Raw genomic sequence first — 23118 nt, forward strand, 5'->3', positions numbered from 1 at the left:
CCCTTCGGGTACCCACCGCAGGGAACCGTCCTACTCGCCGTAGACCACCGTCGACAGCGTCGCGTTCGCGGCCTGCCGGGTATCCTGTCGACGCCACTGGACCACCACCGGCACGTTCGACTCGAGGACGACCCCGTAGTCCCGACCGAGCGGCGGCGCGTACGGGTCGATCAGGTCGTTGATCCGCACGTGGCGAACCCGTTCCGGGGCGACCGTGAGCGGATACGGGCCCGCCTCGCGGCCGTTCGCGTACTGGAGCGTCATCTCGAGGGTGGCCGCCTCGGAACCGGCGTTCAGCACGCAAAGGGTTTCGTGACTGACCAGCTCGGGTTCGGGACCGGTGCTGTCGACGGGGACGTGGCCGCCGGGGAGGACCCAGCGCGTCTCGCCGATCGGGTGCCCGTTCGCTTCTGCGGCGTCGGCCTCGTCGTCTGCGTTCGTCATGGATTGTGCACCTCCTCACGGTCTCCCGCTCCGTCACCGCCGTCTGCACCTCCCTCGCCGACCAGCAACTCCTCGAGATACGCCGAGAGAAACGTTCCCTCGGGGTCGAGTTCCCGGCGAATCTCCTGGAACCGGTCCCACTCTGGGTACTGTTCACGGAGTTCCGCGGCCCGGAGAGTGTGTTTCTTCCCCCAGTGGGGTCGGCCGTCGTACTCGTGGAACAGCCCCTCGAGGTCGTGAAAGTACGGCCAGTGGTCGAGTTCGGCGTTCTGGATCAGCGAGATGGTCATCACGTCGCGGTCGTACTCCGTCGAGAGCATGGCGTCGTCTGCGGCGACGGTCCGGACGAGCAGTCGCCAGCCCACGTCGGCCCGCCAGTTCTCGCGGACGCGGTCGCGAACGCGTTCGAAGCACTCGAGGCCGTCCTCGGCTGGGAGGGCGTACTCCATCTCGTCGAACTCGCGGCCGATGTCGTCGTGTTCGGGGATGGTCTCTTGCCACCAGCCCGTCTGGTCTTCGACCTGCGTCGCGTAGGAGAGGTCCGCGTGGTCGGTCCCGCCGCCAGGGGCGTTCAGCAGGCGGAGTTTGACCTCGTTCGACCGCGGGTACCAGTAGAAATCGAAGTTACGGTTCTCCTCGATCAGCTCGGGAAGGTGGTCTCGACACGCCTCCCAGTTCGTACAGTACTCCCGGCGCTGGACCTTGTAGGTGGTCTGCAGGTCGAGTTCGATCTCGGTGAGGATGCCGAGCGCGCCGAGTGAGACCCGGAGCGCCCGGAGGAGGTCCGGATCCTCCTCGGCACGAAATTCGCGGATCTCACCGGTGCCGGTGACCAGCCGCCCGCCGACGAGCGCACCCGAGAGGTTCTCGAACTCGGGACCGGTGCCGTGGGTCCCGGTCCCGAACGCGCCCGCGACGGTCTGCATCGAGACGTCGCCGAGGTTCGGAACGGCGAGGTTCCGGTCGTGCAGTTCCGTCCCGGCCTCCTCGAGCGTCGTCCCGGCCCGGAGGGTCGCCCGACCGGCGTCTGGGTCGTGGTCGACCACGCCCGTCATCTTCGTGAGCGAGACGACCACGTCCTCGGTCTCGACGACGGGCGTCCAGGAGTGGCCTGCGCCGGCGACGCGGACGGTGCGGCCCTCTTCGGCACATCGTCGGACGATCGCCTGCAGCTCCGACTCGTCTTCGGGCTCGAGCACTTCGTCGGGCTCGAACGAGATGCTACCAGACCAGTTGGTCCACTCCCCAACGTCTGCCTCGTCGATCGACGCTGGCGCTGAGTCCTGGTCTTCACCCACGATCACTCACCCGGGTAGGCCATCGTCGAGAGCAGGGCGTTCTCGGCCTGTCTCGAGTCGAGACGGGTGTGCTGGCAGACGACCGGAACGTCCGACTCGATCACACTCGCGAAGTCTTCGCCCGTCGGTACTTCTTCGGGCTCTTCGAACTCGTTGTACCGGAAGTGTCTGGTTCGGTTCGCGGGAACGGTCTTCTCGTAGGGGCCGACCGGCTCCCGATCGGTGAAGTAGATCGTGATCTCGAGGGTTGCATCCTCCCCGGTCGCGTTCAGCACGCAGACGCTCTCGTGGCTCTCCATCTCGGGTTCGGGCCCGGTGCTCTCCTCGGGGATGTACCCTTCCGGGATGGCCCACGTGTGTTTGCCGGTCATGGTGGTACTGGTCGACCACGGAGAGGCGGATAACGAACCGGCTTGTACCCTCAGGCGCGGTGGTGGTCGCGGCCACGGTGGCGCGCGTTGCACCGAACGGACCGTTTTTGTTCTCCCGCTGCCAACTCGAGGCGAATGCTACCGAAGGACCTGCGTCGGGTCTCGCGGGCCGGCGGGGGCTATCACCCCCAGTTCGCCGACCGCGAGCACCGCCCGCTCGCCGCTCGGGTCATCGGCACCTACCAGGGCCACGTCGGCGAGCCGCGGGCGACACTCGAGGCCGCACTGACCGACCTCGAGCGCGACCACGAGGACTTCAAGCTGGTCCGTGGGCTGGCCGCGCTGGTCGAGCGCGACGCGTCCTTCGAGACCGAGGCGGCGATCGAGCCCGAACGCGCCCGCCGTGCCGTGTTCGAAGCCGCCGAGGCCGTCGGCGTCGTCACCGAGGACGAACGCGCGATGGCCTACATCCGCGCCGGCGAGGCGGTGGGCGTCTCGCCGGATACCTTGCAGCGAGCGCTCTACGCTGATCTAGAGGAGCGTCAGGTGCTCGACCGTGTCGAGCCACGGTGGGGCCCCGAGGGATTGATCGCTCAGTACAACCTCTCGCTCGCCCAGAGCGCACTGTTCGACGCGACGGAGGTCCGGGTGCGCTCGAGTGATCCGAAGGCGCTGGTCTCGGCGGTCAAGCGACTCCGGTTGATGTACGAGATTCGGCGTCCGTCGGCCGCTTCCTCCGGTCCCGAGTCCGGTTCTGCACCCGAAGCCGACTTCGAACACGACCGAGACGCAGCCAGCGACCGCGAGGTGATCGTCACCGGCCCGACCCACCTCTTCCGTGCGAGCCGACGCTACGGCACCCGGTTCGCCCGCCTGCTCCGGACCGTCACTGCGGCCGAGGCGTGGCACCTCGAGGCGACCATCGACGACCGGGGGACCGAGCGGACGCTCGAACTCTCCCACGAAGATCCGATTCGAATCCCCGACGCCGAACCGATCACGGACGTCAGCTACGACAGCAACGTCGAGGCCGACTTCGCGGGCCGATTTTCAGCGCTCGACCTCGAGTGGGACCTCGTGCGCGAGCCCGAGCCGCTTGCGACCGGAACCCGGGTGATGATCCCGGACTTCGCGTTCGATTACAGGCACAGTGACTTCCGCGTCTACTTCGAGATCATGGGCTTCTGGACGCCCGAGTACGTCGAGAAGAAGTTATCACAATTACAGGACCTCGAGGACGTCGAACTCGTCGTTGCCGTCGACGAGTCGCTGGGCGTCGGCGAGGAAATCGCCGCGCGCGACCACCGCGCGATCACCTATACCGGGTCGGTTCGGCTCAAGGACGTCGCGAGCGTGCTCCGGGAGTACGAACGCCAGCTCGTCGCCGACCAGGCCGCGGCGCTGCCAGAAGAACTGCGCCCCGGCGAGGACGCGATCACGCTCGAGACCCTCGCCGACCGCCACGGCGTCGGCGTGGACGCCCTCGACGACGTCGCTTTTCCGGAGCACGAGCGCGTCGGGCGGGCGCTCGTGCGGCCGTCAACGCTCGAGGACCTCGACCGGGAGATCGAGCCCGGACTCAGCCTCTCCGAGGTCGAGACAGTACTCGAGGCGCACGGACTCGAGGACGCCAGCGCGGTGCTCGCAGAACTGGGCTATCGGGTCGAGTGGGAGGGGTTAGTCGGCGGAACCGTGGTCGAGCGGTGACAACTCGAACTTCGGCAGCGATTCAGTCATCGTCGCCCGTCAGACTCCCCCGCTCGTGCATCATCGCCGTCCCGCGCTCGAGCCAGCCCTTCCGGAGGTAGACTGCGCCGACGAACAGGTTTCGCCAGAGCCAGTCGGCGACGATGGCGACGTAGGCAGCGACGACCCCGTACTCGAGCTGGACGCCGAAGACGTAGGTGATCCCGAGCAGGAAGAACACGGCACCGGTGACTTTGGCGTAAAACGGTGGGCGGGTCTCGCTGCCGCCGCGGAGCGAGCCCGCGAGGACGACGTACAGCGCGATGAGGACGGTCGCGATGGCGTAGGCGCGGGCGAAGTCGGTCGCGTAGGCGATCGTGGCCGGGTCGCGCGTGAACACGAGGACGACCCACTCGGCGGTGGCGAAGATGCCGGCCCCGAGCGCGCCGACGGTGAGGACCGCGATCCCTGCCGCCGCGAGCCCGTTGAAGTACGCCTCCTCGGGGTCGCCGCGGCCGAGTGACTGCCCGCAGATGATGTTGGCGGCGGTGCCGTACCCTCTCGAGAGCGGCGAGGACAGTTGCTGGTAGACCCGGCGACCGATGTGGTAGGCCGCGTTGACCTCGGTGCCGAATGTGAGCAGGATGGCGTTGAACGGGAACTCGGCGATCAGTTCGGTGATCCCCTCGGCGATTCTGGGGGCACTGATGACCAGCAGTTGCCTGGCGACGACGAGTTTGGTGGGGCGAACGAACGAGAGGTCGCTAACCGAGCTGTGGATGATCAGGAGGAACGTCAGCGCTGCAAGCGTATCGCCGACCGCCGTCGCGAGTGCGATGCCGACGATCGACAGTTCCGGGAACGGGCCGAGTCCGAACGCCAGCGTCACGGTGAGGACGATGTTGATCGCGTTCGCTCCCGCGTTGACGTACATCGGGGTGCGGGTATCGCCGGTCCCCTGAATCGACCGGGCGGCGATCATCGTCACGTGGAACGCCGGCGCGGTGACCATGATGATCGCGAGGTAGAGCCCGCCGAGTCTGACGGTCTCGGCCTCCGCACCGAGGATGCCGATCGCCCAGTAGCTCCCGACGAGTCCGAACAGGACGAACGGGAGCCCGGCCAGAATCCCGAGCCCGAGCGCCTGCGTGACGGCCTCGTTCCGGTTCGCGACCTGCCCGCTCCCCGTGTCCTGACTCGAAAGGGCGATCGCGCCGTCGCCGACGCCCAGCCCGAACCACAGCGGGAGCCGGCCGTAGATGTCCGCGAGGCCGACCGCCGCGACGGCCGCCGGTGAGAAGAACCCGGCGACGACGAGGTCGGTGGTCCGCATCAGCGTCCGCAGGACCTGCTCGGCCATCACGGGCCAGGAGAGGTCGAACACGCGTCTCCAGACCGCGAACACGCGAGCCTGCAGCGCGGAATCGATACCGAGGGGCACACACGAGTTTCGCGTCACCGGCCTATGTAACCTGAGAAAGCGGAGGGTCGATCCGGCTGCACGCCCGCCCACGGCACGCGCACGTCCAACCCTTATTCCGACCGCCGGTGTGGGACTCCTCGAACATGTCTCTGACGACGACGTCTGCTCGCGGGCACCTCGCGGGAACCTACCCCTACGTTCGGGTCGGCGACGGACCGAAGACGCTGCTCGTGATCCCCGGAATCGGTGACGCGATGTTCGACGGCGAGTACGGCCGCGCAGGCGAACTCCTCGCGCGCCGCCAGTTCGAACGGTTCGCAGACGACTACACCGTCTTCCTCGTGAGCCGACCCCGTGGCCTCGACGAGGACGACTCCATCGAATCGATGGCCGAGGACTACGCGCGCGTTCTCGAGTCGTGGGTGGGCCCCGCGTCCGTCCTCGGGCTCTCGATGGGTGGACTGATCGCACAGGAACTGGCCCGCAAACGCCCCTCCATGGTCGACAAACTCGTCGTCGGCGTCTCGGGGTGTCGCGTGGCCGCGGATAGCCAGCCGCTGCTCCGTCGCCTGCACGGACTCGCGCTCGGCGAAGAGTGGGTCGAAATCCGGTCGGAACTGCTCGAGGCGATGCACACCGGGGTGCGGCGGAAACTCTTCCCGCTCGCCTCCCGGACGGTTGGTCGGCTCCGGCCGCCGACCCCGGCAGAGCCCCGGGACGTCGTCGTCTCGTTCGAGGCCGTCCGCGAGTACGACGGGACGGACCGCCTCGGTGGCATCGAACCCCGAACGCTCGTCATCGGGGCCGACGAGGACCCCTTCTTCCCCGAGTCGATCCTTCGGGAGACCCACGCCGGGCTCCCCGACTCGCAACTCGCACTCTTTACCGGCGCTCGTCACGGCGTCTTCCTCGAGCGCAAAGACGGGTTCGACACCTCTGTCAAACGGTTCCTCGAGCGCGAAACGGCGCGCGTGAGACAGCAGCCAGGGCCGAGGTGACCGCTCTCGCGTCCACGGCCGTCTGGCGTGAGCGTGCGTGTGTCCGATCCAGAGAAACAGCGTTACAGGTCCCGCTGGCGGCCCTTCGGAACCATCGACCGCAGTTCGCCGTGGACGTACAACCCGATCCCGAGCGGGGCGCGTTCGCCAGCGAGGGAGTGAGCGGCGATCAGGTAGCCCCAGTCGCCGTCCCACTCGAGTTCTTGATCCTCGCCGTCGGCGAACCGTTCGGCCTGCTCGCGCTCGAGGTCGATCACGCACCCGGTCGCGTGGTGGCCAACGCGCTGGACGAAGTCCGTCGTGGGCTTCCAGTGTTCCTGCCGGGTCCGCAGGCAGGTCATCCCCAGCGACTCGACCTCGAGCGGGGTGGGAGCCTCACCTGCGTAGATCCAGATCTTGCCGGCGCCTTTCTCCCAGAACGTGTAGTCGTCGAAGGTCTCGGGCGGGATACCGAACCGATCCGCGAAGTAGTCGACGACCTCCTCGCGGCTGACGCGACCCTCGACCGTACGGTCGGCGGGCGTCTCGGGCAGCCGATCGAACCGCTGGCCGATGTTTTGCTCGTCACCAGCCTCCCCGTCTCCAGCCATCAGGCGGTCACCTCCAGTTTCGCGACGAAGAACCCGCCGGTGTCGTTCTGGTGGGGATAGATCCGGATCGCGTCCTCGAGACTCGCGTCGAAGGCCCGGTCCTGCCACTCGGTGAGGCCGGGGTCGTGCTCGAGGCCGACCTCGAAGTCGACGACACGGCAGTCTTCCTCCTCCAGGGCGTGCTGGACGACGGCCTCGTTCTCCTCGGGGGCGAACGTGCACGTCGAGTAGACGACGGTGCCACCCTCGCGAGTGGTCTGGATCGCCCGCCGGAGAATGCCCTTCTGGATGCCCGAAACGCTGTCGACGTAGCCTTCGGACCACTCGTCTAGCGCGTCGGGGTTCTTCCGGATCGTTCCCTCGCACGAGCAGGGGACGTCCACGAGCGCGCGGTCGAATTCGTCGAACGAGAGCCGCTTCATCGAGTAATTTCGCGCGTCGCTCTTCGTCACGAGCAGGCTCGTCGCCCCGAGTCGCTCGGCGTTGAACCGCAGCGCCGAGAGTCGCCCGAGGTTGCTGTCGTTCGCGACGACGGTTCCGCGGTCGTCCATCAGCGCCGCGAGCTGAGTCGCTTTCCCGCCCGGCGCGGCACAGCAGTCCCAGACGCGCTCGCCCGGCTGGGGGTCGAGAACGACTGGCGGGACGGCCGAGACCTCCTCCTGCCCGTGGGTGTAGCCGTGGAACGAGGTCCACGTCGACCCCGGCGAGTCGGTCTCGAGTCGCAGCACCCGTGGATTCCAGTCGGCCTGCTCGTAGGCGACGCCCTCCTCTTCGAGGACGTCGAGAGTGTGCTCGACCGACGCCGCGATGGTGTTCACACGGACGGCGGTGCCGAGCGGGCGCTCACAGGCGGCGATGAACGCCTCGAAGTCGTCGATAATCGGTCGGTACCGCTCGAGTGGCTCCATTACGCAGGCGTTCGCGCGCCCGTCGTTAGTCGGTTTCGAACCCGTCGGCGAGTTCGCCCTCGCCTGTGTGCGCCAGCGGCTTTATCCCTCCTCCAGCCGAACCGCCCGGACATGGCTGCGATACGGACGCAATCGGGTGCGGAAAGGTCCGAGGGGGACGACCTGGGGCTCGAGTCGCCGATTCTGGTCGAGGGCTTTCCCGGGCTGGGACTGGTCGGCAAGATTGCGACCGACCACCTGGTCGACCAGCTCGAGATGCGCTACTACGCGAGCGTCCACTGTGAGGGGCTGCCGCGGGTCGGCGTCTATCGCGACGGCGACCGCACTGCCCGCCCGCCGGTTCGGCTGTACGTCAGTGAGAATCACGACCTGATCGCTCTGCAGAGCGACGTCCCCGTCGACGCCGATGCCCGCGAGCACGTCGCTACGTGTCTCACGGACTGGGTCGTCGAGCAGGAGGCGACGCCGATCTACCTGAGCGGGCGACCTGTCGACCGGGAGGAAAACGGTCCGTCGCTGTACGGCGTCGCGACTGGTGACGGCGCTACTGTACTCGACGCCCACGACGTTCCAACACCGCCGGAAGATGGCGTCGTCACCGGACCGACGGGTGCACTCATCGAACAGGCTGCTCGTCGGGAGTACGATAGCCTCGGACTGGTCATCGGGTGTGATCCCCAGTTTCCGGATCCCGAGGCCGCGAGCGTTCTCCTCCGGGAGGCTATCGCACCGATCGCCGGACTCGAGGTCGAGGTCGAAGCGCTCGTCGATCACGCCGAAGAGATTCGCGACCAGAAAGAACGGCTCGCCCAGCAGATGCAGGCGATCGACGAGGAAGAGAGCACGCAGGCCCGGCCGTTGCGGATGTACCAGTAGCGTTGTCACACGGTGATTACGTGGGTCGGGATTATGATTGTCGAGTGTGAACACCAGCCACTGTGACAGCCGATTCGACACTCACGGCGGCATCGGCGACCGAACTGGCGAGACGGATTCGAGACGGCGAGGTGACGGCGACCGACGCCGTCGAGGCCCACCTCGAGCGCATCGAGACCGTCGACGGGGAGATCAACGCCTTCGTCACGGTCTGTGCGGACGAGGCGAGGGACGCGGCGGCGGAGGCCGACCGAGCGCTCGATGGAGTCGAGACCGACGAGGACCTCGGTCCCCTCCACGGCGTCCCGGTCGCGCTGAAGGACCTCGGCGGCCTGAAAGAAGGCGTCCGCCACACCAACGGCTCGGCGCTCTTCGCGGACAACGTGGCCGACCGGACGGCGCTGCTGGTCGAACGACTCGAGGACGCAGGCGCGATCGTCATCGGGAAGACGAACACGCCGGCGTTCGGCCACAAGGGGACGACCGACAACGGCGTGATCGGCCCGACGGCATCCCCGGTCGACACGGACCTGAACGCTGGCGGCTCGTCCGGGGGCTCGGCGGCGGCACTCGGGGCGCGAATGACCCCCATCGCCACCGGGAGCGACGCCGGCGGCTCGATCCGGATTCCCGCTGCACTCTGTGGCGTCTACGGCCTCAAGCCCACTTTCGGGCTCGTTCCTGACGACAGCCGTCCGAGCGCGTTCGGCCGGTCGACGCACCACGTGACGAAGGGGCCGATGACCCGCACGGTGGCAGACGCCGCTCTGATGCTCTCGGTGCTCGCTGGCCCCGACGCGAGCGACCCGCGGAGCGTCCCCGTCGAGGTCGACCCGCTCGAGGCGCTCGAGCGACCGGTCGACGGCTGGTCGATCGCCTACAGCCCGGCACTCGAGGCGTTCGACGTGGCCGAGGAGGTCCAGTCCGTCGTCGACGAGGCCGTCACCGCGTTCGAGGCCGCCGGCGCCACCGTCGACGAGGTCACACTCGATCACGGCTACTCCATGTCGGAACTCGAGGCGGCCGTCCTGCCGACGTACACCACGTCGATCCTCGAGACGGCGACCCTGCTCGAGGAAGAACACGGCATCGACCTCCGGGAACACCCCGACGAGGTTCCCGACAGCCTGCTGGCGATGGTCGAGGCGGGCGAACGATTCGGCGCTGCCGATATCGCTCGTTCGGGCGTCGTCAGGACCGACTTCTACGACAGCGTCGAGTCGGTGCTCGCCGAGTACGACCTGCTCGTGACGCCGACGCTCTCTTACGCGGACATCGCCCTCGAGGACGACCCGCGCGTCAGCGACTGGAACTGGACGCTGACGTGGCCGTTCAACTGGACCGGCCATCCCGTTGCATCCGTCCCCGCAGGGGTGACCGATCGCGGCCACCCCGTCGGTCTCCAGGTGCTCGGTCGCCGCTTCGACGACGAGGCAGTGATCGCGGCGAGTGCAGCCCTCGAGCGCGAGCGGCCCTGGGACTGGCTGTACGAGGACGCCGACTGAGTCGAGAGGCGGCGATCGAGAGTGACGTCGCTCGAACCCCGACGCGGTACCCGCAACCCAAACGCACTTTCGGTTCCTGACCGACGCATTCTCCATGACCGACGACCTCTCCGATCCAGCAGCGTGCCCGACGACCAGTGGCATCCCGATGCTCGGGCTCGGAACCTGGGAGAACACCGATCCGGAGCAGTGCGCCGAGAGTGTCCGGACCGCCCTCGAGTGTGGCTATCGCCACATCGACACGGCACAGGCATACGACAACGAGACGGCCGTCGGCGAGGGACTCGCCCGGGCCGACGTCGATCGCGAGGAGGTCTTCCTCGCGACGAAAGTCTGGATCTCGAACCTCGAACACGACGACGTTCTCGAGACGACCCGCGCGAGCCTGGACCGCCTCGGCGTCGACTCGGTCGACCTGCTGTACGTCCACTGGCCAGCCCGGACCTACGACCCCGAAGAGACGTTCGCTGCGTTCGAGCACCTCCACGAGGAGGGGCTGATCGAGAACGTTGGCGTGAGCAACTTCCAGCCCGAACAACTCGAGACCGCCCTCGAGGTCTGTGACGTGCCGATCCTGGCGAATCAGGTCGAGATGCACCCCATGTTACCCCAGCGGGAACTTCGCGAGAGCTGTGCCGACCACGACGTCTCCGTCGTCGCCTACTCGCCGCTGGCCCGGGGTACCGTGTTCGACCACCCCGTCGTTCAGGACATCGCCGCCGCCCGCGACGTGAGTGAGGCGCAGGTTAGCCTCGCCTGGCTGCGCGAACAGGGCGTGACGACGATTCCGAAAGCGACTGGCGGCGAACACATCCGCGACAACTGGGCCTCGCTCGAGCTCGAGCTGACAGCGGACGAGCGCGAGCGGATCGACGGCATCGACGACCGGACGCGGACGGTTGACCCCGGGTTCGCACCGTGGAACGCGTCATACTGATGGGACAGACCATTCGACAGTCGAACCTGACGAGCGTACGACTCGAGTCTCGAGACGTCTTTCGCCGTTCGTGCGGTCGATTCGACGCCATCGAGGACCACAGCTATCGAACCGATAACCTGTTTTCGAGCGTGAAAGAGAAGGAAAGCTTACGGTACGTCAGCTTTTTGGCTCGCGTATGGCTACCCGCTCCCGGAGCAATAACCGGGGTGGCATCGTCGGTGCGATACGGACCGACCTCGAGCGGCTCCACGGGGCGTGGATGGAACTGATCTTTCCACGCCAGCGAGGCCGCGGCCACTCCGTGATGGGCAAGTGGAAACCGGAGACGCTTCCACAGACAGTCGCGTATCGCCTCTGGAGTGCCTTCGGCACCCTGGGATTACTGATCCTCTATCCACTCACCGTCGTCGGCTTCGCGACCCGCTACTACGCGGCGAAACTCGACTCGACGCGAACGCGTCTCGGCATCGTCGGCGTCACCGGCGTCGCCATCATCGTCTGGGGTGCCCTGACCGTCAGCGCCTACATCAGCCTCCCGTACGAAAACTTCCTGGCGATCGCAGCCGCGAGCGTCGTCGCGATTATCTCGGCGACTCTCGCGGCGGTCTTCTCGAAGTTCGGCGGACGCGTCACCTCCGTCGTGCTCGCGTACCCGTTCGCGATGACCGCAATCTTCCTCCCGCCGGTGGTCGCCGCGCTCGTCACGCCCGCACTCGCACCGTACGTCCTCGACCCGAGCTACGACTTCGCCGTCTGGATCCTCGACAACGTCCTGTTCGTCGGTGGCGTCAACGAGTGGCTGCGGACGAACTTCCAACTCGAGGGCGCTGCCTACGCCGCCATGTGGGTCGGCCTCTCGTTCCCGCTGGGCTGGTTCCTCGGGATCCTCGTCTCGCTCGCGAACCTGGTTCGCCCGTCGGAAGAAACGTAAGTTGCGACAAGCGGTGGTCGAGTTCTCGAAACCCGTGAACGGCTGCCGGTTTCGGATCGCTTAGTTGCCGTCACTGCTAACGGCCAGCTATGGGACTCGACGTACCGAAGACGATTGGCGCGTTCGTGCTGGTGCTCGCCGTCGGTATCGGCTCACTGTACGTCTTGCCGGAAGTGACGCCGATGGCACCGATGACCACACAGACGATCATGATGATGGTGCTGCCGTCGATGGCGATCTTCGGCGCGATCATGCTCGCGATCGGGGTCAAACACGGCGAGTACCGCGCGACGAACTGACTGATTCTCGAGTCGGCCACGTCGGCGGTACGACTCGCCGTCACTGGTCGTGCGGCGCTTCGTCGGACGGCCGTCACCGGTACCGTTGCTGGATCTCACGGAAACGCAGAGAGAGCACACGAGAGACGACCGTCCGGCTACAGTCGTGACTCGAGCAGTTCGGCTTCGGCTTCGATCTCGCGGTTGTGGAGGGCGGTGCCGCTACGGCGGTCGAAGACGTGAACTGCCGATTCGGGGAAATGAGCGACGTACGTGGTGTCGGGGTCGATCCGGCGCATTCCTTCGACGGTGACGTTGAAGGTCGCGTCGTTCTCGTCGGCCTCGAAGCCCACGAGGAGGTTGTTCTCGTTGCCCATCGGTTCGACCACGTCGACGTGTACCGGGAAGTCGTGGTCGCCGTCTCGAGCGTCGTAAATCTCGACGTCCTCGGGTCGAACACCGAGGACCAGATCGGTGGTATCCCCGAGGTTCTCGCGAACGGGCTCCGAGAGCGGGTACTCGAAGCCGTCACCGACGAGGTGGTCGCCCTCGAGCGTGACGTCGAAGAAGTTCATCGAGGGTTCGCCGATGAAGCCGGCGACGAACAGGTTGTTCGGCCGGTGGTAACACTCGAGTGGGGTCGCCACCTGCTGGAGTTCCCCGTCGTTCAGGATAGCAATCCGGTCGCCCATCGTCATCGCCTCCGTCTGGTCGTGGGTAACGTAGATTGTCGTCACGTCGAGGTCGTCCTGCAGGCGCTGGAGCTCCATTCGCATGCCGGATCGGAGTTTCGCGTCGAGGTTGCTCAGCGGTTCGTCCATCAGGAAGACCGCGGGGTCGCGAACGATCGCCCGTCCGAGCGCGACGCGCTGTTGCTGACCACCGGAGAGTTCGCCCGGCTTGCGCTCGAGCAGATCGTCGATTTCGAGCAAGGTCGCGGTCTCTTCGACGCGGGAGTCCATCGTCTCGTCGTCCAACTCGGTCGACTCCTCGAGCCCGAAGCGCATGTTCTCCCGGACTGTCATGTGGGGGTACAGCGCGTAGCTCTGGAACACCATCGCGATGTCCCGTCGCTGGGCCGGTCGGTCGTTGACGACCTCGCCGTCGATGGTGATCGCGCCGTCCGAGATAGTCTCGAGACCGGCGATCATCCGCAGGGTCGTCGACTTCCCGCAGCCGGAGGGGCCGACGAGGACGAGGAACTCGCCGTCGTCGATCTCGATCGAGACGTCGTCGACCGCGACGATCTGGTCGTCGCCGTCGTCGAACCGCTTCGTGACGTGCTCGAGGGAGAGGTCAGCCATGGGTGGTCACCGTCCGATGCGTGTGTTGGGCTGTGTTCGGTGTCATGGTCGTGATCGCGCGTCGAATCGTGGTTGTAGGTGGTTCGGCTGTCTGCGTGGTAGCTCTCGTCGTCGATGCGTCGACAGTCGGCCTGCGGTCGATCATGATGCCCCCGTGATCCCTTTCGCGAACTGCCGGCCGAAGACGACGTAGATGACGATCGTCGGCAAGGCGGCGATGAACGCGCCGGCCATCTGGATGTTGTACTCCTGTGACATCGATCCCTGTAATTCGTTTAGCGACTGGGTGACGACGTAGTTCGATCGCGTGCTGACGAGCACGAGCGCGAACAGCAGGTCGTTCCAGATCTGGGTGAACTGGTAGATCAGCGCCACCGCGAACATCGGCAGCGACAGCGGGAAGATGATCCGTCGGTAGATGCCAAACGCGCTCGCGCCGTCGATTTTCGCCGCCTCGATCATCTCGTCGTCCATCGTCTTGTAGTACGACCGAAAGAGGATCGTACAGATGGGGATGCCGTAGGCCGTGTGGGTGATCGTGAGTTCGATCAGGTCCGCCCGCTCGGCGAGGAACGGGGCGAACGCCAGCCACGACTCGAGGCCGACAGCCGACCAGAACTGGCGCAGTGGCACCAGCACCGACTGGTACGGCAGGAAGACACCCGCGAGGAACAGCACGAGGATGCCCACCTGGCCGCGCCAGGAGAGTTTCGTCAGGCCGTAGGCGGCGAGGCTGCCCAGCAGCGCCGAGAGGATCGTCGCGGGGACGACGAACGTGACGCTGTTGACGAGTCCGCCCTGGACGGTCTGGAACGCGAGTTCCCACGGCTCGACCGTGAACCACTCCGGGGTCGGCGGTGCGAGCGGCGTCGTCCGGACGAATCCGGTCTGGGTCTTGAACGCCGTCGTCAGGCCGCCCCACAGCGGCGAGAGGTAGAAGGCAACGAGCCCCACCAGGAGCGCGTAGAGGGCGACCCGCTGTCGGTCGAACCTCTCGAGCGACGCCGAGAGGCGATCCCGGAGTCCGTCGCGGGCGGAAGCTTCTGTAGCTGTCATCGTCGGTCACCCCGGTGGTGGGCGGTACGTCGGGTGCGAATCGGTGCGGGGAGCGTCCACATTAGAGATCACCTCGTTTGTACTGCATGTACAGGTACGGCGCGACGACCGAGAGCGCCATCAGGAAGAGGACGGTCGCGATGGCCGCCCCGTAGGCCCATTCGGTTCGCGAGAACGCCACGCGGAACATCATCACCGCGAGGATGTCCGCTGACCGTCCCGGCGTGTCGCCGAACATCACGAAGATGAAGTCGAACGCCTTCAGCGCGAACACCATGAGGACGACCGCCGCGGAGGTCGTCGCCGCGCTGAGTTGCGGGACGATGACCCGGCGGTACATTCGAAACGTACTCGCGCCGTCGACTTTCGCTGCCTCGTAGTGGGCGTCCGGGATCGCTCGCAGGCCCGCGAGGTAGACGACCATCGCGTAGCCACTGAATTGCCAGGTGAGCGCGAAGATGATCGCCGCGAGCCGCGTCCGCGGGTCACCGATCCAGTCCATCGTGAGGAAGTCCAGACCGATGGTCGACAGCACGACGTTGATCGTCCCGGTCGACGGATTGTACATCCACGACCAGAAGATCGCCGTCACGACGAACGACAGCGCCATCGGGAGCAGGTAGATCGTCCGGAACGTATTCTCGAAGCGGATGTTCTGGTCGACGAGGATCGCGAGGACCAGCCCGACCGCAAGTGAGACGACCGTGAACGCGATCAACAGGACGATCGTGTTCCGGAACGCCGCGACGAACGACGGATCACCCGGCATCTGGGTGTACATCTCGAGGGTCAGGTCGGTGTACTCCGGCTGGGCGAGGCCGCTCCAGTCGGTCAGCGAGATGAGCAGGTTCCAGCTGACTGCACCGTAGACGAACAGTCCGACGAGAATCGCCGGCGGGAGCCAGAACGGAATCGCCTGAACGAAGTCGCTGTGTCGAAGCCGACTGACCCGATCGGTCTCGTCGGTGGTCGTCGACGGTGTGGCAGTCGACGGCGACGCCGTCCCGCCGTCGGTGCAGACGGTTGCGCCGCTATCGCTCGACTCGCCGCTGGTCTCACTACTCGATCCGTCGCCGCGGCTCACGCGAGGAAGCCGTTCGAAAACTCGCCGTATGTCAAAGTCCATACGATACTGGCTCGTTTCCCCTAGAAGAGGTTGATGAGGTCCTGGGTGGTCTGCTCGGGGTCCCAGTTGTCGGTGAACACCGCAAACTCCTCTTCGACTTCGTTGGCGATTCCGGGCTCGAGACCGCTCCCGTGAGAGATTGAGGTGACCTGTTCGCTCGAGGCCTCGAAGTCCGCCATCTGGTCCTGCAGGAACGGCGGGAACTCGTCGGTCGGGACGTCCGTTCGTGGCGGGATCGACCCCTTGTGCGGGTTGAACCGCTCCTGGGCATCGGCGGTGGAACAGTACTCGATGAACGCCTCGGTGGCATCAGGTGTCGGGTTGTTCGTCGGCATGACGAACGCGTCCATCACCATCGTGTAGACGTCTTCGGTTCCGGGGAAGGGCATGTAGTCCCAGTCTTCACCGTACTCGAAGTCGTCTTCACCCTGGTACTCGCCGGCCGCCCAGTCGCCGTTGTGGTGGAAGGCAGCGTCGCCAGTGATCACGTCGGCGTTGGCCTCGTCCCACGAGACCGTGGCCGCGTCCTCGTTGAAGTATTCGCTCATCTCCTCGACGAGTTCGAGAGATTCCTGAATTTCGTCTTCGAGGGAAGCGGCGTCACCGTCTAGGAACTGCTGGAACGCGTCGACGCCGTGCTGGCCGGTGAAGACGACCTCCCAGAGCTGGAGGATACCCCACGGCTCCTGGGTCTGCTGGGCGAGTCCGACGTATCCCTCGTCGTCGGCTGCCTCGAACGCCTCGAGCAGGTCCTCGGGACTCCCGAGGTCGTCGGGGTCGACGCCAGCGTCTTCGAGCACCTCGGTGTTGTAGAAGACGTTGTTCAGGCGGTGGATGTTGATCGGCACTGCGACGACGGTACCGTCGGGGCTCGAAGCCTCGACGACGCTGTCGAGGTAGGCGTCCTGGTCCTCCCAGAGGTCGCCGACCGACTCGAGAGCGTCCGCGTCGGTGTACGTGCGCAGCGCTTCACCGGGCCAGATCTGGAAGGTCCCCGGCGGGTCCTCGTCGAGCACTCGGGTCTGGACCTGGGCGTCGATCGCCGTCCCGGCGCCCCCCGGAGCCGGGTTCGGGTCGGCCTCGTAGTCGGTCTCAGCCTCGAATCCCTCGACGAGAGCGTTGAACGCCTCCTCTTCCCCACCTGCGGTCCACCAGTGGACGATCTCGAGCTGTTCGCCGTCTGCATCCACTGGCTCGTCGTCAGCACATCCTGCGAGTGCTGCGACGCCAATTGCGCCAGTTGCCTGCACGTACCGTCTCCGTGAAATGGTATTATCCCCTGTCATAGCACCGATATCTGTCACGGTCTTCGACGGGCGATCACATAAGATTATGGTATTTACTCTGGGACGAGTAGTAGACTGTATTACACAATTTGCCCGGATATCGGCTCCGTGCAGACGAGTTTTGATCGATCACGAGGAGCACATATAGCGATCGAATCGTCGCCAGCTCTGGTCAACCTGCCGTGTAAGGTTGGCGCTCGAACGTATCACGTATCGATCATTCACGGCCGGCTTCGTCGCTCACCTCGCAAGGCGTAAACCGTCGGCGTGAGGAGTGACAGATATGTGGGAGGCGCTCCGGTACCCGATCCGCGGTGACTACGGCGAGAAAGCCGTGATCGCCGCGTGGCTCTGCGTCTTCGTCCACGCGATCGCCCTCCCGCTGGTCGCGCTCGTGCCGCTTCTGGGCTACGCTGGGACACTCCTTGCACGTGGTAGCGAACCGGAGCCACCGTCGTTTCTCGAGCGCTCCGTTCTCGTTCGCGGTCTCACTGCCAGCGTCCTGACGATCGGCTACGGAATCGTTCCGGTCGGGGCGGCACTCGTCGCCGTCCAGCTGTTCCTCGGTGCCGGCGAACCGCCGGATCAGGACCAGGCGCTCTTCCTGCTTGCTGGATCGACCACGGTGCTCGTCCTCCTCGCTGGCTACGCCTACGTCCTTCCCATCGCGCTCGCCAACACCGTGCGCGAGGGATCGCTCCGTGCCGGTTTCACGGATCTCATCGGCGTCGCAGGCCACGCCGCGTACTTCGTCGGCTGGGCGTCGGGAGCCGTCATCTTCCTCCTCGGCGTCGCCATCGCAGGCACCCTCGTCGATCTTGGCGGCATCTTCACCGTCGTCGGGTCACTGGTGGGGGCCTACGCCACGCTCGCCTCGAGTCGACGGATCGCCCGCGGGTACGCCGCGGTCCGGTGAGGAGCCGACGAGCCGATCAGCCGTCGAAGGCCGCCGGCGCCGCCTCGAGTGCCCGCAGAGCGAGCCAGCAGTTCGTGAGCGGATGGTAGCCCGGCTCGACTTCTGGGCCGTGATTGGGGCCGTCTCGTGCGTGCTCGCGAGTCAATCGTTCGTACCAGTTCCCGTATCGTGGATTGATCAGGTGCTCCCGTGAGTACGCCCAGAGCCGGTCGTACCACTCGCCGTAGGCGTCGTCGAAGCGACTCAGGAGTGCGCTGGCACCGATCGCTTCCGTGTGCACCCAGCCGTACTTGTCGGCGACGATGGGCTCGCCATCCGCCTCGACCGTGTAGTAGAGGCCGCCGTGCTCGTCGTCCCAGCCGAGGTCGACCGCGACGTCGAACAGCTCGCGGGCCCGCTCGAGGGGCCACTCCGGTGACAGGTGATCAGCGAGCACCACCAGGAGTTTCGCCCACTCGGCGTGGTGGCCCGGCTGGTAGCCCGGCGGCCGGAACTGGTGACCCGGCTGGTCCGCGTTGTACGAGAGGTCCGGTTCCCAGTCGTCGGTGTAGTGCTCCCAGAGCAGGCCGTCGGTCGCGTTCGTCACTTCGCGCGTAAAGCGGTCGGCGACGGTGTGGGCACGCTCGAGGAACCGTTGTTCGCCAGTCGCCTCGTAGGCCGCGAGCAGTGCCTCACAGGAGTGCATGTTCGCGTTTTGCCCGCGGTAGGACTCGAGTGTCGACCAGTCCGGCGTGGCCTGATCGGCGTACAGGCCGTGGTCGGGCTCCCAGAAGTGTTCCTCGAGCACCTCGTAGGCGCGCTCGAGTTCGGCGCGACCGCCGGGAATTCCGGCCTGATGGGCCCGTGCGCCGGCAAGGAGGACGAACGCGTGCCCGTAACAGTACCGTCGTTGTTCGACGGGGGTTCGCCCCTCGAGCAGCCAGTCGTAGCCCTCTCGGTCGTCGTCCCAGTGGACCGTCGAGAGGAACTGGAGACCGTGTTCGGCGGCCTGTCGACACCAGTCTGGCCCCTCGAGCAGGACGCCAGCGCTGAAGTTGTGGACGGCCCGTGCCGTGGCGACGAGGTGTTTCGTCTGCGTATCGTAGACGTGGCCGTCGCGCTCGTCGAGCTGGGCAACGTAGCCGCCGTCTGACGAGTCGATACACTCGGGGTAGTAGAAGTTCAGCACGTCCCGAATCTGGTGACGAAGTGCCCCGCGCGTTCGATAGATGGTCATGGCTGTTCGAACGCTTCACTCACGAGCGTATAGTAATTCGGAACCACGACGGTTGGTCAGCGTCCGCTCGAGCGCGCCGACGGGAGGTTACATGTAACCGAGGTCGCGCAGGCGCTCCATCAGGTCCTCCTTGTCCTGTGCGCGGCCCGCACGCTCGGTGGTACCCTCGAGGTCCTGCAGCCAGGCGGGGTCGTCTTCGGTCTTTTCGGTGCTGATCTCGCTGCCGAGCGACCGGAAGCCCTCCCAGTACTTCGGGGAGACGGGCGTGTCGAACGGCTCGAGGTCGTCCGGGAGGTCGTCCTTGCCCTCGGGAACGTAGCCGTCGTCCGGGAACTCCGCGACGGTGTCCGGGACGACGAAGTTCCAGAACGCCTCCCAGACCGCGGCCTCGTCGAACTGCAGGATGGGCTGAATGCGGTCGTGTGGCGGATAGATATCGGGATCGTGTCGCGGCGAGAAGAACGTCTCGTCGGCGCGGGCTTCCTGTTCGTCCCAGCGGACGCCCGAGATGACGCCGTCGACGTCGTGCTCTTCGAGGGCGTCGTTGAGCGCGACGGTCTTCAGGAGGTGGTTGCCCGCGTAGGTGTCGAGCAGGAACGGGAACGTCTCGTCGTCGTACTCGAGGATGTTCTCGACGTGGTGACGGTTGTGCTCGGAAAGTTCTGCGATCTCGATCTCGTCGCCCGGCGTGAGACCGTTTTCGTCGACGTAGTCACCGATGTCCTCGTTACGCGCGTAGATGACCTCGAGATCCCACTCGTCGGCCCAGTGGTCGACGAAGTCGTGGATCTCCTCGAAGTGCTGGAAGTGATCGATAAAGATCGCCGGCGGTACCTCGAGGTCGAACCGGTCTGCGACCTCCGTGACGAAGTAGAGCACGAGCGTCGAGTCCTTGCCGCCGGTCCACATCACGGCCGGGTTCTCGTAGCTCTCGAGTCCCTCCCGGGTTACCTCGATCGCCTTCTCGATCTTGTCCTGAATGTGCGGATAGTCCGCAGGTGTCTCGCCGTCGCCCTCGTCGTAATCGACGTCGACGTACTCGGGGAAGTTGGCTGGCATGAAGTGTAATTAGATATAATTAGAAGGTGTAAACCCTTTGGGGGACCGGAAACCTCTGACGGAACTTCGGTCGGCGGTCTCCGGTGGCTGGACCGCCGAGCCGAAGAGAGCCCGGCTCAGTCGAGTGAGGCTGGCTCGAGCGTCTGAACCGACGCGTCGGCGGCAAGCTGTTCCTCGAGCAGCCCGACGATTCGCTCGCCGGCGGTGCCGTCGCCGTACGGATGGGGATTCGACGCCGGTTCCCAGTCGGCGTGCAATCCCTCGCGGATCGCCCGCTCGTCGGGACCAACGAGTCGATTCCAGCCGCACTCGACCGTCTCCACCCACTCGGTCTCCTCCCGGAGCGTCAGACACCGCGTCCCGAGGAAAAAAGCCTCCTTCTGGACGCCGCCGGAGTCCGTGGCCACGCGTTCGGCCGCGTCGAGCAAGCGCACGAAGTCGAGGTAGCCCTGCGGTTCGATCACCTCGAGCTGTTCGGTCGCGCGTTTCCAGAGACCGTACTCCCGCAAACTCGCCACCGTGCGCGGGTGCGCGGGAAACACCACCGGCCGCGGCGAGGCCGCGAGTCCGTCGACGATCGCGGCAAGGTTCGCACGATCGTCCGTGTTGCTCGCCCGATGAACCGTTGCGAGGACGAACGCTCCTTCTTCGAGACCGACGTCCTCGACGATCGTCGACTGGCGGCGGGAGCGCTCTCGTGCGTCGAGAATCGCGTCGTACATCACGTCACCGGTGAGGTAGACGCCGTCTGTGACGCCTTCCGCGGCGAGGTTCGCGACGGCCTCCTCGCTCGGGGCGAAACAGTAGTCCGCAGCGTGGTCGGTCAGGATTCGGTTGATCTCCTCGGGCATCGACCGGTTCTCGCTGCGCAGCCCCGCTTCGACGTGAGCGACCAGCAGGTCCCGCTTCGAGCCGACGATCGCACCCGCCAGCGTCGAGTTCGTGTCGCCGTACAGCAAGAGCGCGTCGGGATCTTCCGCCTCGACGACCGGCTCGAGTTCGGCGATCATCGCAGCGGTCTGGCGACCGTGGGTGTCCGACTCGACGCCGAGGTTGTACTCGGGCTCGGGGATGTCGAGTTCGTCGAAGAAGACGTCCGAGAGTTCCTCGTCGTAGTGCTGGCCCGTGTGAACGAGGATCTCCTCGCCGACGTCCCGGAGCTTCCGGGAGACGACGGCCGCCTTGACGAACTGGGGGCGCGCGCCGACGACTGAGCAGACTCGCATCAGGCCTCACCCGCCGACTCGAGGCCGGCTCGTGCCTGGTTTCGTGTCACACGACACGCCGAACTGGAGGGCAAGCCAGGTGGGGACGGTGCAAAAGTGAGCGGTCGCACCTCGTGGAACATGGCACTCACCCGTTCCGGAAGGTGCACCTTCGTTATCAGTTAGTTACCGGGACGAAATCCCCGCCTTTGGGTATGACACACACGACCGGCAACCCGTGGCCGTCGCGTCCACGGCTCGACGAGAGCGCGTCGATAGCGAGGTCGCGAAACTCGGGTGTTCGAGGGCCGCAATTCGATTGGAAATCGAGACCTACAGGGAAACTGAACGGCCGCCCCGAGTGTGAGAGTGACTGCTGACAGGTCAATCTCGAGGGGGAACCGGGGAACATCTCCGCGGTAGTTCGTTCGGAGTCCGTCCGCTCGCAGAAGGCGGCTCGCCGTCTCTCGATTCGCGCGTTAGTCGCTGATGAACTTGTTGTCCCGCCAGTTGACCCCGCTTTCCCCGGAGCCGTGATCGCGCGGTCCTTCGACGACTTCGATGTTCGCTGGTCGCGGTTCGCCCTCGACGATCCGGGTCGCCTCGAGTTCGCCACCTTGCTGGGAGATGGCCGTCAAGGTCCCTTTCTCGGCGGCTTCGGCGATGTCACAGAGGACGAGGAACATCTCGTACTGCAACAGCGAGTTCTGGAGGACGGTCTCACGGTCGCCCTTGAACGCCGCGAACTCGACGAGTTCGGATTCGATCTCCTCTTCTTCCTCTTCGTCCCAGCGGAAGGAGTTGCGTCGCTCGTCGGGGTCCTCTTCGTAGACGCGGTTTTCGGTGACGCTCGCTTTCAACTGGGCCGTCGGCGTGTACTTGCTGACCGAGGTGTCCTCGGCGACGGCTTTGAGGATGAGCGTGTTGTTTCGCCGCGTGATCTCGACGTCGTCGACGCCGTCGGGATACTCCGCCTCGTCGATGTGTTCTCGAAGATCTTCGAGCGGGAGTTCGAGCGTCGAATGCAACCGATATACGTGACTGGATTCCTCTGTTGACATAGTGGGGGATGATCTACGGCGAGGTCGCTGGGTTCCTAGTACGAGTGCGTGACTTATATGATCTGCTATTACCTGCGTCACGTTCGTATCTGGATGAATTTACCTCTGCCTTCTGTTCATTGATCGCTGGCGTGCTCGCACGATGCCCATTCGCACAACGCTATTGCCCCTCGAGTGCGGGCACCTCGTCCGTCGTGCTCGCGCCCCAGCACTCAGACTGGGACGCAGGCCCGTTCTACTCCGCGTCGAGCGTCGCGGCCAGTTCGCCGCGTTCCTCGAGTTCCGCGAGGATGTCAGAGCCGCCGACGAACTCGCCGTCGACGTACGTCTGGGGGATGGTCTCCCAGCCGCTGTGGGCCTCGAGTGCGTTGCGATATTCGGCGAGGGACTCGAGGACGTCGACGGTCTCGTACTCGTCACAGTACTGGTCGATGAGCCCCAGTGCGCGCCGCGAGTAGCCACACTGCGGCATGAGCTTCGTTCCCTTCATGAAGAGGACGACCTCGTTTTCTTCGATGGTCGTCTCGACCTGCTCGTTTACTTCGTCCTGATCGAGCCCCTGGTTCGGTGGGAAGTCCATGTCCGTCATATGTCGGTCGCGGGGGATAGGCCTTGCGTCACCGGTACCGCCGGTCGGGTAT

General features: G+C 65.6%; 23 protein-coding genes. 8 read left to right on the plus strand and 15 right to left on the minus strand.

Annotated elements, in window-relative coordinates; all coding sequences use genetic code 11:
* Nucleotides 1-30: 30 nt before the first annotated feature.
* Genes B1756_RS00950 through B1756_RS00960 form a run of 3 tightly spaced genes read right to left on the minus strand, consistent with a single transcriptional unit; the run spans nt 31 to nt 2113 of the window.
* Nucleotides 31-444 (minus strand): sensory rhodopsin transducer, encoded by a 414-nt coding sequence (locus tag B1756_RS00950; protein ID WP_086886843.1) that lies wholly within the window; start codon nt 442-444, stop codon nt 31-33.
* A complete protein-coding gene (locus B1756_RS00955; protein WP_228434430.1) occupies nt 441-1742 on the minus strand; it encodes a D-arabinono-1,4-lactone oxidase in 1302 nt (433 codons plus the stop codon). Before B1756_RS00955 ends, B1756_RS00950 begins: the two co-directional genes overlap by 4 nt.
* Before the next feature lie 2 nt (nt 1743-1744).
* On the minus strand, nt 1745-2113 hold the full coding sequence (locus tag B1756_RS00960; protein ID WP_086886844.1) for a sensory rhodopsin transducer: 369 nt from the start codon (nt 2111-2113) through the stop codon (nt 1745-1747).
* A gap of 135 nt (nt 2114-2248) precedes the next feature.
* On the opposite strand from B1756_RS00960, the gene B1756_RS00965 reads away from it, so the two are divergent.
* A complete protein-coding gene (locus B1756_RS00965) occupies nt 2249-3820 on the plus strand; it encodes a DUF790 family protein (protein WP_086886845.1) in 1572 nt (523 codons plus the stop codon).
* A 22-nt stretch (nt 3821-3842) separates the two neighbouring features.
* On the opposite strand, the gene B1756_RS00970 is transcribed toward B1756_RS00965, so the two are convergent.
* A complete protein-coding gene (locus B1756_RS00970; protein WP_086889985.1) occupies nt 3843-5159 on the minus strand; it encodes an MATE family efflux transporter in 1317 nt (438 codons plus the stop codon).
* Nucleotides 5160-5365: 206 nt separating this feature from the next.
* Here B1756_RS00970 and B1756_RS00975 point away from each other — a divergent pair, with 206 nt between their 5' ends.
* Entirely contained in the window at nt 5366-6220 is an 855-nt protein-coding gene (locus B1756_RS00975) for an alpha/beta fold hydrolase (protein WP_086886846.1), read from the plus strand.
* Between the two features lie 62 nt (nt 6221-6282).
* On the opposite strand, the gene B1756_RS00980 is transcribed toward B1756_RS00975, so the two are convergent.
* Together B1756_RS00980 and B1756_RS00985 are read right to left on the minus strand one after the other, a co-directional pair.
* Entirely contained in the window at nt 6283-6810 is a 528-nt protein-coding gene (locus tag B1756_RS00980; protein ID WP_086886847.1) for a DUF7122 family protein, read from the minus strand.
* Nucleotides 6810-7718: an RsmB/NOP family class I SAM-dependent RNA methyltransferase gene (locus tag B1756_RS00985; protein ID WP_086886848.1), complete on the minus strand. Its 909-nt coding sequence runs from the start codon at nt 7716-7718 to the stop codon at nt 6810-6812. The genes B1756_RS00980 and B1756_RS00985 overlap by 1 nt, the downstream gene beginning before the upstream one ends.
* A gap of 111 nt (nt 7719-7829) precedes the next feature.
* Between B1756_RS00985 and B1756_RS00990 the strand changes: the two genes are divergently transcribed.
* The 5 genes from B1756_RS00990 to B1756_RS01010 all read left to right on the plus strand — a co-directional run bounded on the left by B1756_RS00990 (nt 7830) and on the right by B1756_RS01010 (nt 12269).
* Entirely contained in the window at nt 7830-8594 is a 765-nt protein-coding gene (locus B1756_RS00990; protein WP_086886849.1) for a proteasome assembly chaperone family protein, read from the plus strand.
* 62 nt (nt 8595-8656) lie between these two features.
* A complete protein-coding gene (locus tag B1756_RS00995) occupies nt 8657-10099 on the plus strand; it encodes an amidase (RefSeq protein WP_086886850.1) in 1443 nt (480 codons plus the stop codon).
* Between the two features lie 94 nt (nt 10100-10193).
* A complete protein-coding gene (locus B1756_RS01000; RefSeq protein WP_086886851.1) occupies nt 10194-11036 on the plus strand; it encodes an aldo/keto reductase in 843 nt (280 codons plus the stop codon).
* 178 nt (nt 11037-11214) lie between these two features.
* Nucleotides 11215-11970: a hypothetical protein gene (locus B1756_RS01005; protein ID WP_086886852.1), complete on the plus strand. Its 756-nt coding sequence runs from the start codon at nt 11215-11217 to the stop codon at nt 11968-11970.
* An 89-nt stretch (nt 11971-12059) separates the two neighbouring features.
* Nucleotides 12060-12269: a DUF7333 family protein gene (locus B1756_RS01010; RefSeq protein WP_086886853.1), complete on the plus strand. Its 210-nt coding sequence runs from the start codon at nt 12060-12062 to the stop codon at nt 12267-12269.
* A 137-nt stretch (nt 12270-12406) separates the two neighbouring features.
* Here B1756_RS01010 and B1756_RS01015 read toward each other — a convergent pair whose 3' ends face one another.
* From B1756_RS01015 to B1756_RS01030, 4 genes are all read right to left on the minus strand, one after another.
* On the minus strand, nt 12407-13552 hold the full coding sequence (locus B1756_RS01015; protein WP_086886854.1) for an ABC transporter ATP-binding protein: 1146 nt from the start codon (nt 13550-13552) through the stop codon (nt 12407-12409).
* 141 nt (nt 13553-13693) lie between these two features.
* Entirely contained in the window at nt 13694-14608 is a 915-nt protein-coding gene (locus tag B1756_RS01020) for a carbohydrate ABC transporter permease (RefSeq protein WP_086886855.1), read from the minus strand.
* 61 nt (nt 14609-14669) lie between these two features.
* Nucleotides 14670-15734, minus strand: a complete 1065-nt coding sequence (locus tag B1756_RS01025) for a carbohydrate ABC transporter permease (protein ID WP_086886856.1) — start codon at nt 15732-15734, stop codon at nt 14670-14672.
* Between the two features lie 20 nt (nt 15735-15754).
* Nucleotides 15755-17020, minus strand: coding sequence for an ABC transporter substrate-binding protein (locus B1756_RS01030; protein ID WP_086886857.1), 1266 nt, complete (start codon nt 17018-17020; stop codon nt 15755-15757).
* A 283-nt stretch (nt 17021-17303) separates the two neighbouring features.
* On the opposite strand from B1756_RS01030, the gene B1756_RS01035 reads away from it, so the two are divergent.
* Nucleotides 17304-17936 (plus strand): DUF4013 domain-containing protein, encoded by a 633-nt coding sequence (locus tag B1756_RS01035; protein ID WP_086886858.1) that lies wholly within the window; start codon nt 17304-17306, stop codon nt 17934-17936.
* Between the two features lie 16 nt (nt 17937-17952).
* Here B1756_RS01035 and B1756_RS01040 read toward each other — a convergent pair whose 3' ends face one another.
* The 5 genes from B1756_RS01040 to B1756_RS01060 all read right to left on the minus strand — a co-directional run bounded on the left by B1756_RS01040 (nt 17953) and on the right by B1756_RS01060 (nt 23057).
* Nucleotides 17953-19152 carry an AGE family epimerase/isomerase gene (locus tag B1756_RS01040; protein ID WP_086886859.1) on the minus strand — a complete coding sequence of 400 codons (1200 nt, stop codon included), beginning with the start codon at nt 19150-19152 and terminating at the stop codon, nt 17953-17955.
* 87 nt (nt 19153-19239) lie between these two features.
* The gene (locus B1756_RS01045; RefSeq protein ID WP_086886860.1) at nt 19240-20211 is read right to left on the minus strand and encodes a phosphoadenosine phosphosulfate reductase family protein; all 972 of its coding nucleotides are present in this window, start codon (nt 20209-20211) and stop codon (nt 19240-19242) included.
* A 116-nt stretch (nt 20212-20327) separates the two neighbouring features.
* A complete protein-coding gene (gene wecB, locus B1756_RS01050) occupies nt 20328-21437 on the minus strand; it encodes a non-hydrolyzing UDP-N-acetylglucosamine 2-epimerase (protein ID WP_086886861.1) in 1110 nt (369 codons plus the stop codon).
* Between the two features lie 458 nt (nt 21438-21895).
* On the minus strand, nt 21896-22477 hold the full coding sequence (locus B1756_RS01055) for a DUF7110 family protein (protein WP_086886862.1): 582 nt from the start codon (nt 22475-22477) through the stop codon (nt 21896-21898).
* 235 nt (nt 22478-22712) lie between these two features.
* Complete coding sequence (locus B1756_RS01060; protein ID WP_086889986.1) at nt 22713-23057, minus strand: glutaredoxin family protein; 345 nt, start codon at nt 23055-23057, stop codon at nt 22713-22715.
* Nucleotides 23058-23118: the final 61 nt, after the last annotated feature.

Origin of the sequence: Natrarchaeobaculum aegyptiacum (assembly GCF_002156705.1) — an archaeon.
GTDB classification, from domain to species: domain Archaea; phylum Halobacteriota; class Halobacteria; order Halobacteriales; family Natrialbaceae; genus Natrarchaeobaculum; species Natrarchaeobaculum aegyptiacum.

Coding starts and splice junctions, on each gene's coding strand:
- B1756_RS01040 (WP_086886859.1), bottom strand. CDS start 19,152: ATGACCATCTATCGAACGCGCGGGGCACTTCGTCACCAGATTCGGGAC.
- B1756_RS00980 (WP_086886847.1), bottom strand. CDS start 6,810: ATGGCTGGAGACGGGGAGGCTGGTGACGAGCAAAACATCGGCCAGCGG.
- B1756_RS01005 (WP_086886852.1), top strand. CDS start 11,215: ATGGCTACCCGCTCCCGGAGCAATAACCGGGGTGGCATCGTCGGTGCG.
- B1756_RS01045 (WP_086886860.1), bottom strand. CDS start 20,211: ATGCCAGCCAACTTCCCCGAGTACGTCGACGTCGATTACGACGAGGGC.
- B1756_RS00990 (WP_086886849.1), top strand. CDS start 7,830: ATGGCTGCGATACGGACGCAATCGGGTGCGGAAAGGTCCGAGGGGGAC.
- B1756_RS01035 (WP_086886858.1), top strand. CDS start 17,304: ATGTGGGAGGCGCTCCGGTACCCGATCCGCGGTGACTACGGCGAGAAA.
- B1756_RS01000 (WP_086886851.1), top strand. CDS start 10,194: ATGACCGACGACCTCTCCGATCCAGCAGCGTGCCCGACGACCAGTGGC.
- B1756_RS01030 (WP_086886857.1), bottom strand. CDS start 17,020: ATGACAGGGGATAATACCATTTCACGGAGACGGTACGTGCAGGCAACT.
- B1756_RS00975 (WP_086886846.1), top strand. CDS start 5,366: ATGTCTCTGACGACGACGTCTGCTCGCGGGCACCTCGCGGGAACCTAC.
- B1756_RS00985 (WP_086886848.1), bottom strand. CDS start 7,718: ATGGAGCCACTCGAGCGGTACCGACCGATTATCGACGACTTCGAGGCG.
- B1756_RS01010 (WP_086886853.1), top strand. CDS start 12,060: ATGGGACTCGACGTACCGAAGACGATTGGCGCGTTCGTGCTGGTGCTC.
- B1756_RS01015 (WP_086886854.1), bottom strand. CDS start 13,552: ATGGCTGACCTCTCCCTCGAGCACGTCACGAAGCGGTTCGACGACGGC.
- B1756_RS01060 (WP_086889986.1), bottom strand. CDS start 23,057: ATGGACTTCCCACCGAACCAGGGGCTCGATCAGGACGAAGTAAACGAG.
- B1756_RS00950 (WP_086886843.1), bottom strand. CDS start 444: ATGACGAACGCAGACGACGAGGCCGACGCCGCAGAAGCGAACGGGCAC.
- B1756_RS00960 (WP_086886844.1), bottom strand. CDS start 2,113: ATGACCGGCAAACACACGTGGGCCATCCCGGAAGGGTACATCCCCGAG.
- B1756_RS01025 (WP_086886856.1), bottom strand. CDS start 15,734: ATGGACTTTGACATACGGCGAGTTTTCGAACGGCTTCCTCGCGTGAGC.
- B1756_RS00970 (WP_086889985.1), bottom strand. CDS start 5,159: ATGGCCGAGCAGGTCCTGCGGACGCTGATGCGGACCACCGACCTCGTC.
- B1756_RS01055 (WP_086886862.1), bottom strand. CDS start 22,477: ATGTCAACAGAGGAATCCAGTCACGTATATCGGTTGCATTCGACGCTC.
- B1756_RS00965 (WP_086886845.1), top strand. CDS start 2,249: ATGCTACCGAAGGACCTGCGTCGGGTCTCGCGGGCCGGCGGGGGCTAT.
- B1756_RS01020 (WP_086886855.1), bottom strand. CDS start 14,608: ATGACAGCTACAGAAGCTTCCGCCCGCGACGGACTCCGGGATCGCCTC.
- wecB (WP_086886861.1), bottom strand. CDS start 21,437: ATGCGAGTCTGCTCAGTCGTCGGCGCGCGCCCCCAGTTCGTCAAGGCG.